We start from the raw sequence: 11,041 nt of genomic DNA, 5'->3' as shown, positions 1-11,041 counted from the left end.
GATTTCGATCACATAGCGTTCCCGACGACACGAACCGACAGCGGAAGGACGGGAGGGAGGGTGGAGGTGGACGCAGCGCGGCGTCGATGGCGGCCGACTTCCCCCTCCGTCGGCCCGGTGGCTCCATCGGCGGTTCGCCTGAACACGGAGCCCGCCTCCAACTCCGCTGTTTGTGCCGGGTGCTCAGCCGGTGGAGGTGACCGGCCGCGTCGTCCCCGCGAGATGCTGGGCCAGTCGTTCGAGCGCGGGCAGCGCTCGCGGGCCCAGTGCGGCCACGGTCATCGCGATGGCGACCCCGGCCCAGGCCACCGGGCCGAGGGGTGTGCAGCCGAAGAACTGGCTGACCAGCGGGGTCTCGATCAACCCGACCAGGACGGCCGCCGAGCCCAGGACCGTCACCAGCACGAGCGGGCTGTGCCGTCGCCCGGTCACCGTCTGGATGAGCTGGGCACCCACCACCCCGCACAGGGCCATCGTGCTGGTCCGCCGTGCGGTACCCGGGGTGAGCTTGCCGAGCAGCCAGGCCGTGCTGCCACCGAGCGCGGTGACGACGCCGCGGTGGCGGATCTGCCGCGTCAGGGGATCGCCGAGGACCGCGACCCCCACGGGGACGCTGTCGGCCAGGGCCGACTCGCTGTTCGGGCCCTCCTCGGCGGTCTCCTCCCTGGGGGTGACCGCGACGGCCATCGCCGGAAACATGTCGGTGAGCAGGTTGACCAGCAGAATCTGCCGGGTGGACAGCGGCGAGGCCCCGGCCAGCAGGGTACCGAGGACGGAGAAGCCGATCTCGCCCGCGTTGCCGCCGATCAGGACGCTGATCGCGTCCGCCACGCTGCGCCACAGGGCCCGGCCCTCGGCCACGGCGTCGACCAGCATCGACAGGTCTTCGCTGGTGATCACCAGGTCGGCCGCGTTCCGGGCGGCCGCCGAGCCGCGTACGGCGATGCCGACGCCGACATCGGCGGCGCGGATGGCGGCGGCGTCATTGGCACCGTCCCCGACCATGGCCACCACCCGGCCGGCGGCCTTCAGAGCCTCCACCACGTGCAGCTTCTGCTCCGGGGCGACCCTGGCCACCACCCCGCAGTCGCGCAGGAGGCGGGCCCGGCCGCCGCGGTCCTGGGCGGCCAGCTCATCGCCGGTGACCACCGCCGTGTCGGCCGGCCAGCCGAGTCGGACGGCCACCGCGCGGGCCGTCCGCGGGTGGTCACCGGTGAGCATGACGGGCCGCACGCCGGCGTCCCGGAGGTGGGCCACCAGCGGTGCGGAGCTGGGGCGCGGGGTGTCGGCCAGCGCGACGTAGCCGAGCAGGTCCAGGTCCGTCGGCGGTCGGCCGAGTACGTCGGCGGCCTCCTCGGTGTCGGACAGGCGACGGCCGGCCACCGCCAGTACCCGTAGGCCGTCAGCGGCCAGGGACTGCGCGAGGTCGTCGCCAGTGGCGCCCCTGCAGCCGGTCAGCACGACCTCGGGCGCGCCCTTCACCACGAGCTCGCGGCTCCCGTCCGGGTCGGCCCCGACGGCGGCGGCGTAGCCGCGGCTGGCTTCGAAGGGCTGCACCTCGACGGGAGTCCAGGGCGATCCGGGCGGGGTCGAGGCGATGATCGCCTCGTCGGTGGAGTGCGCATGGATGCCCGCCTCCTGCTCGGGAGTGCGGCAGCTCAGCGCGGCGGCCTGGAGCAGCGGGGCCGCATCGGCGGCGTCAGCCGGGTACTCCGTGCCGTCCGCGGCCGTGACGCGCACCACGTGCAGGCGGTTCTCGGTGAGTGTGCCGGTCTTGTCGAAGCAGACGGTGTCCATCCGGCCGAGCGCCTCCAGGGCGCGCGGCGTGCGCACCAGAACGCCGATCCGGCCGAGCCGCCGGGTCGCGGACAGCTGCGCGACGGTCGCCACCAGTGGCAGGCCCTCCGGAACGGCGGCCACCGCGACCGCGAGACCACCGCGGACCGCCTCCCGCACCGGCCGGCCGCGCAGCAGCGACAGGCCGGTCACGGTGGCGCCGCCGAGCAGGGTGAACGGAAGCATCCGGCCGGTGAGTTCGTGCAGTCTGGCCTGGACGCCGGGCGCCGGGCGCGCGTGGGAGGCCAGATGCGCCGCCCGTCCTGCCTCGGTCTCGTCGCCGGTGCCCACCACGACGGCCTGGCCGTGGCCGGCCACCACTGTGGTGCCCTCGAAGACCATGCAGTGGCGGTCGGTCACGGGGGCCTGGGGGGTGGCGTCCACCTGCTTGGTGGTGGGCAGCGATTCGCCGGTCAGCGAGGACTCGTCCACCTCCAGGTCGTCGGAGAGCAGCAGCCGGGCGTCGGCGGGTACCACGTCGCCGGTGTAGAGCTCGATCACCTCGCCCGGAGCCAGCCGCCCTGCCTCCACCGTCCTGGTCCCACCCTCGCCGAAGTCGGCCACTTTGCGTGCTTTTTGACGCTGACTCAGCCTCAGTCCGGAGAGCGCGTACTCGGCCCGCAGACGCTGGACCCCGCCGACGAGGGCGTTCACACCCATGGCACCGAGCACCATCAGCGCGTCCACGCTCGAGCCGAGCAGCGCGGAGGCGGTAGCGCCGACGAGGAGCAACGGCGTCAGCGGGTCGCGGAGTTCGGCACGCACGGCGTTGAGCAGGCGCACGCCGAGGCGCTCGGGCGCGAAGACCGGATGCCGCACCACCTTCCCGACCGCCTCCCGAACGCTCGCGAGTACGCTCGGCTCCGCGGCCCTGGCCTCGGCCCGCAATCGAGCCAGGGCCTCCTGCGGTTCCAGCGCGTGCCAGGGAACCCGCGCGGGCGGGTGCGGCGCGCGATCGGCACCGACCCTAAGTGCCGCCAGCCAGCCCGAAACGAGGGAGGCGGCAGCGGCGGCGTTGACCGGGCTGAGCCGGAACCCGAGCGGGAAGGTGAGGCGCTCGGAGCGCGCCCCGCGGGTCACCACCAACAACCCGGCGAGTGCCGCACCCGCCTCGGCGAAGACCTTCGCGTGCTCACCGACCTCACGGGCGGTGGGAATCGCCGCCAGCAGCCGCCACGCCCCGGCCAGCCCGTGCAGCAGCAGCACGTCCGCGCCCCACACCACCGCACTGCTGTCGTCGGTGAGCGAGACGGCGATGTCGCTGCACAGCAGGCCGGCCAGCACCTCTCGGCTCTCCGCGCTGAGCTGCTGCTCCGTCGCGGCATGACCGCACGGAACATGGGCCACCGTCAGGACGGTCCGGCCGCGCCGCCGGAGCTCTCGAACCACATCGGCCAAGGACCGCTCCGCGCCCACGAGTTCGTCCGCGAGCGGTCCGAAGTCACCGAGCGTGCCGTCGTCCTGCACCACGACGTGAAGACCGGCCCGCCGGGCCGCGTCCAACGCCGCCTCGGCCAGCGGATCCAGCTCCCAGCCGACCAGGACGGTGCCGATGTCCCTGCCCCGCTCGGACGCGACCATCAACCCGGTCTCCGAGCCGCGCTGGTCCGGCACCGGGCTCAGGCCGATCCCCTCGCCGGACTCCAGGGCCGCGGTCGCGGCCTGCCACAACCGGTCGTGGTCCCAGTCGGACCGGTTGGAGTTGACGTCCAGGACCGTACGCCGGGTGCTGCGCAACGCCGCGGGGTGGAGAAGCACCGTGTCGACGAGCTCCAGCTGCCGCAACCGGTCGAGATTGCGGACCAGGACACCCTCGCGGGCCAGCTCGGTGCCCAGGGCCGCGGCGAAGGCCGCCGGTCCGTAGCGGGCGGCCTTGGGGTTGCCGGCCATCAGCGCTTCCGCCGCCTCGTGCACGTCCCGGGAGAAGAGCAGCGTACCGACGGCGCCGAGCAGCGCGCCGGTGACCGCCTGGCCCCGGAACTCCTCGGCCGGGTAGCGGCGGATCGCCGGGCGGGCGACCTGCCGGCCGGCCAGGCTCAGCCGCTCCGGCGCGCAAACCGTGTCGTGCGCGGCGTCGAAGGCGGCGGCCCGGGCGACGGCCTCGGCCAGCTGGCCGGCCCGCAGCGCGGCATCCAGGACAAGCGCGGTGGGGGACTGCCCGACGCCGTGGGCGGCCGCGTTGGCGGTGGCCAGCACGAGATCGGTGGCCGACCGGCCGAGACGGCGCCGCAGCGCCACCCGAATCCGCGGGTCCTCGCGCAACAGCGTGACCCCCGCGGTCACCAGGTGCGGTGTACTCCCCAGTTGGACGGCCCGCGCGGCAACCGCGGTGGTGACGCCCACCGCGTCACACGCCAGGGCCAGCGCCCCGGACCGGATGCCGCCCGTGTGGCCCGGGTGCGCGGGCTCCAGCACATCCTCGTCCGGTCGCTCCAGCTTCTGACCGGCCGCCAGCTCGGTCGCCCGCTCCACCACCCGGTCGGCGACCGCGTCCTGCGTCATCCGCACCACCAGCCGGGCCAACCCGCCGTCCCAGTAGGCGGCCAGCACGTCCGGGCGCTGCGTCAGACCGGACGCCACGCGCCTGGCCGCCGCCTCGACACCACGCACGGTCGTCCCCGGGCTCGGACGCAGCGGGAGCTGCACCCGCGATCCGGCACGCCAGTACCCCTGCGCGGGCGACATCGCGTTCAGCCCGACCCGGCCCACCCGCACCGCCGCCGTAGCACCTCGCGCGGTCGTGCGGACCCCCACGTGCGCGGCACCGACCGCCAGCCGCACGACGCTACCGGCCGTCGGGAGGACCCGGCGGGCCTGCGAGGGAACTCCCAGCGCGACGCCCAATCCCGCTGCGGGCAGCCTGCTCAGCAAGCGCAGCATCTCTCTCACCTTCGCGAATGTCGGGAATCCGGGTCCTCCCGCTGTCGCCGACGATCCCGCGGAGCCCGGCGACCCTTCGGTCGCCCGCCTCCCGGCCCAGCCCTCGGGGGGCGGACCGACCGGCCCACCGGCCGTGCGCGCCCTGGCTCCACCAGTACCAGTGTCAACCCGTTCCGCTCACCCGCGCCTGGGCCGGCCGGACCGTCCGCGGCGTCGCCCCGACCGTGGATGCGGCTGCGCGGCGCAGTGCGTCAGGTGTACAGGGCTGCGGTGCGCGGGTCGATGGGGATGTCGATGACGGTGGTGGTCCGCGTGGCGAGAGCTGTGCGGGCGGCTTCGACCACGCTGTCGGGCCCGTCGGCGCGCAGGCCGGTGCAGCCGTATCCCCGGGCGTGGTGGGTGATGTCGATGCCGGGGAGGTCGTAGGAGGGCGGGTGGTGGGCGCCGAAGGTGAGGGAGAGGTCTTTCATCGCGGCGTACTCGCCGTTGTTGAGCACGATGACGATCAGCCGCAGGCCCAGCCTGGCGGCTGTCCAGAGGGCCTGGATCGAGTACTGGGCCGAGCCGTCGCCGAGGAGGCAGACCACGGGGCGGGAGGGGTCGGCCAGGGCGATGCCGACGGAGGCGGGCAGACCCCAGCCCAGACCGCCGCTGGCCGCGTTGTAGTAGCCGCCGCCCCGCCGTACGGGCAGGTTCCGCCACCGCACTTCCCGGAAGGTCGGTGCCTCTTCGACGATCACGGTGTCCGGCGGTAGAACGTCCCCGAGCAGACGCAGGACGTACTCCCCGTGCATGGGTGTGGTCAGTTCGGGGGCGGGTCGGGGAGCCGGTTCGGGGAGCGAGCCGTCGAGGCGTTCGGGCAGGTGGTCAAGGAGTCCGGCGATCCCGTAACCGGCGCGGCCAGGGAGCCGGGAAGCACGTCGCCGTCGGCTCGCCCGCGCCGCTCGTCAGCTCGTCCAGGTCGTAGGCGACGAGCTCCGTGTCGCCCCGCTGCACCAGCAGTCGCCGGCCCGGCCAGCACAGAAACGGACGGGGCATCGGCCTCGGCCGGATCCAAGGGCGCGGCCAGGGCGGCGACGAGTCGAGCACTGACGGTGGCGGCGGTCATGGCGTCTCCGGTACAGGGTGATGGTGCGCGCACTCTGGAGATGACCTGACCCGGACTGCTCGCCCACGCCGACGGCGAGGGGCGGACCCCCTCGAAGAGGCCGGACCGAGCTCGTTCAGCCACGCGGGTGGGCGGGCGGAGTCCGCTCGCCCACCCGCGTCTCGTTCGACTCTCAGCCGACCGAGTAGTGGTAGGGAAGCGCGACGAGCTGGTCTCCCGTGGGCGTGTAACCGTTCTGGCTGAGCGAGCTGGCGTCGTCGAGGTAGATGTCGCCGGACACCGTGCTTCCGGCGGGACCGCTCGGCGTGATGTTCAGGTACAACGTGGTGCTCTGCCCCGGCTGGACGACGACCGGGCTGAACGATGCGTTGGGGTGCAGGCCGAGCTCCCACAGGTCACCCGATGGTGAACCGGCCGACGGATCGAAGGCCCGCGTGATCGCGGTGAGCCCCAGGTTCGCCACCGACGACGGCACCGCGCCGGCCCCGGACGGCCCGGCGGGCTGCGGCACGATGTCCCAGTCGCCCTGCGTGAGATCCGGCATCGCGTAACTGCCATAGGCGTCGTCGCCGTCGGCCGTCGAGGCGAGATCGGGCTCGCCGTTCGCGGGCGAGAAGTCGAACATGACGGGCGCCGTCGAGGTGGCCGTCGCCACGAGCTGCGAGGTGCCGGTCGGTACGATCCACTGCGGTTCGGGCGCGTTCACGGTCAACGGCAACGTCAGGTTGCTCGACGGCGTGAACGAGCTGAGCGGCACGGTTGTCTGCTGGTCGAGCCGGGCGTCGAGGAAGTACGACTCGACGGCGGTCGAGTCGTTGTGCACGGTGACGCTGACCAGGTGTGACGTGCCGGCGGCCAACACCCCACCGGTCGGCACGCCGGTCGTGCTCGCCACGACCGGCGCGAAGTCGACCGTACCGTCGAGCAGCGTCGACAACGCGCTCCCGGTCACCGGATTGCTGAAGCTGACGATCAGCGTCCACGAGCCCGCGGCCGGCGCGAGCACGTGCAGCCGCGCGGCCGAGGTGCTGACGACGGTCTGGTTCGCGCCCGGCTGCCCCACCAGTACCTGATTGCCGGCGCGCGCCGGGTTCTGGCCGTCCGGTGAGACCAGGTAGGCCGTGAACGGATCGGTGGCACCGTTGCCCAGCGCCAGCCGCACATCGAGCGCCGGCTGCCCCGCAGGCACGTTCACCTGGTAGAAGAGGGTCTGCGCCGGTACCCCTGCGCGGCCGTTCCCGCCGATCACGCCGGCGGTGAACTGGCCGACGCCGTCGCGTACCGCAATGACCGAACGCAGTGTCATCGGGACGGAACTCGGTCCCGCCTGCGGCGAGTCGATCGCCAACGACGCGCTCTCGTCGCCGGCCTGTGCGGAAAGCGGCGCGGTGACGCGCACCGTGGTCGAGGCGCCGGGTGCGAGGGTGACCCGCGACGGCGTCACCGTGCCGAAGGGGTGGAACGACGCGACCGTGGCGGCGAAGCTCACCGGCCCGGTGTAACCCGTCGGACCGGCGGCGGGGTTGCCGAGGAAGTCGGTGATCACCGCCGTCCAGCTGCCCGGTGCCGGGGCACGCAGGTCGATGTGCCCGTGATTGCCGTCGCCCTGCGGCAGGCTGTAGCCGTTGAGCCGTCCACGCGGATCGAGCAGGGTCAGGTCGGCGGGTTGCTGGCTGCTGGTCCCCGGATACGCGATGTTCGCGTCGAGCCGGTCCGCGCCGGGAGGCACGGTGAAGGTGAACCGGGCCACGTTGTGGGTCAGTCCGGACGCGTCCTGGTAGCTGGGGCCGCCGTCGCGCAGCGTCGCGGTCCTGCCGGCGATCAGTCGGCTCGCGCCGAGCGTGCGACCCGCAAGTGACACGGTCTGCGCGTCGCGGCCGGTGTTGGTCAGCTGCAACGAGAACGGCGCGGTGGTGCCGGGATCGCCCGTCGCGTCGAGCTGGTCGGTGCTGGTCAGCAGCGTGTCGCCGACCGGCTGCGGGGCACCGTCGCCGGTGCGGACGGAACGCGCGGCCTCGACGGCCCGGTAGGCGTCGACCAGGCCGCTGCCCTGCTCCGAGCCGACGACGCCGAGGTCGTCGGCGGTGCCGGTGATGATCTGATCCACCAGTTGTGGGGTCGGGCCGGCGCCACCGTGCGCCTCCCGGTACGCCTGGATCACCAGCGCGGCCACGCCCGCCACCAGCGGTCCTGCCTCGCTGGTGCCGCCGGACTGGTACACGCCGGTCGGCTGGCCGCGGCCGTTCAGGCAGTCGGGCGCGATCGACGTGTTCGCCGTACAGATCGCCCAGTCCAGGTCGCCCGGCGCCACCACGTTGATGCTCCGCCCCTGCTCGGTCGCGCCACCGGACGACAGGGAGCTGATGTTGTCGCTGACCCAGCCGCGCGCGCCGATGCTGTCGTAGCCGGCCGAGTCGGCCTGGGCGTAGGAGCGGAAGGTGGTGGACGCGCCGACGGAGATCACGCCGGGCTGGGAGGCGGGCGACCAGATGGTGTTCTCGGGGCCGGCGTCGTAGGAGGGCACCGTGATGGTCACCCCGGCCGCCATCGCGTTGGCGTTGGCCTGCTTGATCAGGTCCGCGCTGGTGTCCGGCATCGGGAACGAGCCGGCCTCCTCGTTCAGCACGTTCACGTGATCGACGCCGACCGCGTAGTCGATCGCTTCGAGGAAGGCGGAGGTGGTGGTGTAGTCGTTGGTGGCGTACACCTTGTAGGCGTCCAACGTCACCTGCGGCGCGACGCCCTGGAGCCGGATCAGGCAGGGCTGCGCCAACGGGTGCGTGGTGTAGTCGGCGAGGTCGTACACCTGCCGGCCCTGCGCGGCGATCATGCCGTCGTCGAGGAACGACTCCAGGTCCTCGGACTCCACCGAGCCGCCTTCGCCCGTGAAGTCCTTGTAGTCGGCGATGACGTGAGAGCCGTCGGCTCGGATCAGCTCCGGCGTGTTCACATCGATGCTGCCGGCGATGTCACCGACGATCACGCCCTTGCCGGTCGCACCGAGCGAACGCGCGGTCTGCTCGCGCGGATTGTCGGAGGCCGCGTGCACCGCCTCGACCGCCTCGGGGTCGAGTTGCACACCGCCCACCGGCGCGCAGACTCCGGGTGGCAGGCTGGCCGGCGGCTGGGACCCGCCCGGGGTACCGTCGGCCGCGGCCGACGACACCGGCGGCCCGGGCTGGTCGATCACCTTGACAGCGGCGTCGGGCACGACCTCGGCGACGCTCGAGTCGGACCGCAACGCGGCCTCCTCCCGCGTCGAGACCGTGGCGGCCACGGCGTTCAGCACGTCCATCGAGTGGATGTCCTTGGCACCGGCCGCGTGTAACGCCTTGATCACAGGGGTCTGTGACGCGGCCACCGCCGATTCGCGGACGGCCCCCATGGCGCGCGTGTCCGGCAGGTTCTGGTGCTGATCCGTGAGCACCACGATCACCGGCCGGCTCGGTCCGGCGGGCGACGCGGTCGCTCCCGTCGACGCGACCGCGGCCGGCATCGATCCGAAAGCCAGCGCGGTGGCTGCCAGAACGCTGACACCCACCCCGGTCCTCGGTTTCACGCGCCTCATGAGTCCCCTCCATCTCCGCGCCACCTGAGTCGCGGCGCGGCGATTATCGTCGCCATGGACCTGCCAGTGCTAGAGGGAAAACCCCGGGTTTTCTTCGAAGTTGAGCACTGCGCGGATGTACTCCGGTGCGAACGTGCCGGCCGGCCCATCGGGACGACCGGTACTCCGTCAGCGGCCACTTCCGCGCCCGGTAGCCGGCCCGGGCGATCCACGCCGCGCCCTCGATCGCCGCCGGGTGAGCAGGACGTCGTTGGAGGTACCGGCACCCGCCGACCGCGGCCCGGGCCAGCCGTGGGTGCGGCGCCAGCCGCTGCCCGCCCGGCCCACTGAGAGCAGAAGGCCGAGGCCGAGCTGCCGGCTGGCCCCACCGAACCCGACGGCCCCTGACCCGGACGGCCCACACCCCGCGCCAGGCCACCCACTCCGCCATAACCTGCCGCCATGAGGACCTACAACAGCCGCGTCACGGTTGTCTCCGGAGACGTGGAGTTTCCCGCCGACGCCGAACTCCATGCCGAGCACGCCGAGGGCGCACCGTCCGAGTGGCGCGGCACACTCACGGTCGTGGATCCCAAGGACCTGACCGAGCTCCTTGCCCGCCGCACTGGCATGCTGCTGTTCCCCACGGGACAGGAGGGCGACTTCACGGTGGATCCGGGCGCGTCGCACGAGGCGGGGTCGACGCGGATTCAGATCCTGGGCATGGGTTCGGAGCCGTTCTGACGGCACCGAGGTGCGGAGAGCCCCTGCCATGGCGGGGGCTCTCCGTTGCCCGCGTTCCCCTGGGCGGACTGCTGTGATCACGGGTCCGGACGGCGGGCGTCCCGCCGGTTCCGCCGGCCGGCGGTGAGTGTCCCGTGACAGAGGAGTCCGAGCAGTGTCAGCGAAGTTCGAGTGATGCCGGTCTCAGGGTGTCGGCCTGCCGAAACTGACCATGTCTACGCGTACACCGGACGCCCCCGGCGGTTGCCGTGAGCGGCAACTCTGACTTTGCGTCACATATCGGCAGAGTCAGGCTGATCTCGCCGCGAATCGAGGAAGTGCCAGGCTGCTGTACCCAAGCCCAGGAACAGTGCGGAGTGCACCATGACCGAACGCATCACCACCCTGCTCACGGACCTGCCCGCATTCAAACGCCGCCTGGGCCGCACCGGGGTATGGCTCGCGTCGTTGTCCGCGGCGACGGCGGATGAGGAGCGGCGTACCGTCGCCGCCATCGAGGACCTCGGCTACGGGACGCTGTGGATCGACGAGCCCCCCGCCGGGAAGGAGGCGCTGACCCATGCGGCCCTGGTGCTGTCCGCAAGCCGGCGCCTGATGGTCGCCACCGGGATCGCCACCATCTACGGACGCGACGCGACGGCCGCGGCCAACGGCGCCAGAACCCTGCACGAGGCATGGCAGGGCCGTTTCGTGCTCGGCCTCGGCGTCAGCCACCGGCCTCTCGTCCGCGGCCGCGGACACGACTCCAGCACACCGCTGTCCGACATGCGGGCCTACCTGGACGCGATGGACGCCACGCCCTTCGACGCATCGATCTTTGAGCCGGTGCCCGACTCTGAGGTGAAAACCTCCTGCGGGTGATCGCTATGCGGCGGGAGGCGGTTCGGCGGTGACGTCGTAGCCGAGTTCGCGGAGCTTGGCCAGGT

The 11,041-nt window shown here is 72.8% G+C and carries 6 protein-coding genes; 3 read left to right on the top strand and 3 right to left on the bottom strand.

The genetic code is table 11. The annotated features are described in order from the left end of the window. Positions 1 to 183 precede the first annotated feature (183 nt). The 3 genes from ACZ38L_RS09380 to ACZ38L_RS09370 all read right to left on the bottom strand — a co-directional run bounded on the left by ACZ38L_RS09380 (position 184) and on the right by ACZ38L_RS09370 (position 9,251). A complete protein-coding gene (locus tag ACZ38L_RS09380; RefSeq protein WP_465690882.1) occupies positions 184 to 4,716 on the bottom strand; it encodes a cation-translocating P-type ATPase in 4,533 nt (1,510 codons plus the stop codon). A gap of 251 nt (positions 4,717 to 4,967) precedes the next feature. Further along, complete coding sequence (locus ACZ38L_RS09375) at positions 4,968 to 5,510, bottom strand: thiamine pyrophosphate-dependent enzyme (protein WP_465690880.1); 543 nt, start codon at positions 5,508 to 5,510, stop codon at positions 4,968 to 4,970. A 486-nt stretch (positions 5,511 to 5,996) separates the two neighbouring features. Beyond that, complete coding sequence (locus ACZ38L_RS09370) at positions 5,997 to 9,251, bottom strand: S8 family peptidase (RefSeq protein ID WP_465690878.1); 3,255 nt, start codon at positions 9,249 to 9,251, stop codon at positions 5,997 to 5,999. Here ACZ38L_RS09370 and ACZ38L_RS09365 point away from each other — a divergent pair. The 3 genes from ACZ38L_RS09365 to ACZ38L_RS09355 all read left to right on the top strand — a co-directional run bounded on the left by ACZ38L_RS09365 (position 9,244) and on the right by ACZ38L_RS09355 (position 10,976). Further along, entirely contained in the window at positions 9,244 to 9,420 is a 177-nt protein-coding gene (locus tag ACZ38L_RS09365) for a hypothetical protein (RefSeq protein WP_465690876.1), read from the top strand. The two genes, ACZ38L_RS09370 and ACZ38L_RS09365, sit on opposite strands and share 8 nt — an antisense overlap. A 413-nt stretch (positions 9,421 to 9,833) precedes the next feature. Then, positions 9,834 to 10,115: a hypothetical protein gene (locus ACZ38L_RS09360; protein WP_465690874.1), complete on the top strand. Its 282-nt coding sequence runs from the start codon at positions 9,834 to 9,836 to the stop codon at positions 10,113 to 10,115. Positions 10,116 to 10,478: 363 nt separating this feature from the next. Then, positions 10,479 to 10,976, top strand: a complete 498-nt coding sequence (locus ACZ38L_RS09355; RefSeq protein ID WP_465690872.1) for an LLM class flavin-dependent oxidoreductase — start codon at positions 10,479 to 10,481, stop codon at positions 10,974 to 10,976. The last annotated feature ends 65 nt before the right edge of the window (positions 10,977 to 11,041 follow it).

Source organism: Kitasatospora sp. NPDC024654, from assembly GCF_055559155.1.
This window is presented reverse-complemented; position numbering and strand designations above follow the sequence as displayed.

What these genes read in the sequence shown, in the direction of transcription:
- ACZ38L_RS09360 (WP_465690874.1), top strand. Translation starts at nt 9,834, where the DNA reads ATGAGGACCTACAACAGCCGCGTCACGGTTGTCTCCGGAGACGTGGAG.
- ACZ38L_RS09375 (WP_465690880.1), bottom strand. Translation starts at nt 5,510, where the DNA reads ATGCACGGGGAGTACGTCCTGCGTCTGCTCGGGGACGTTCTACCGCCG.
- ACZ38L_RS09380 (WP_465690882.1), bottom strand. Translation starts at nt 4,716, where the DNA reads ATGCTGCGCTTGCTGAGCAGGCTGCCCGCAGCGGGATTGGGCGTCGCG.
- ACZ38L_RS09355 (WP_465690872.1), top strand. Translation starts at nt 10,479, where the DNA reads ATGACCGAACGCATCACCACCCTGCTCACGGACCTGCCCGCATTCAAA.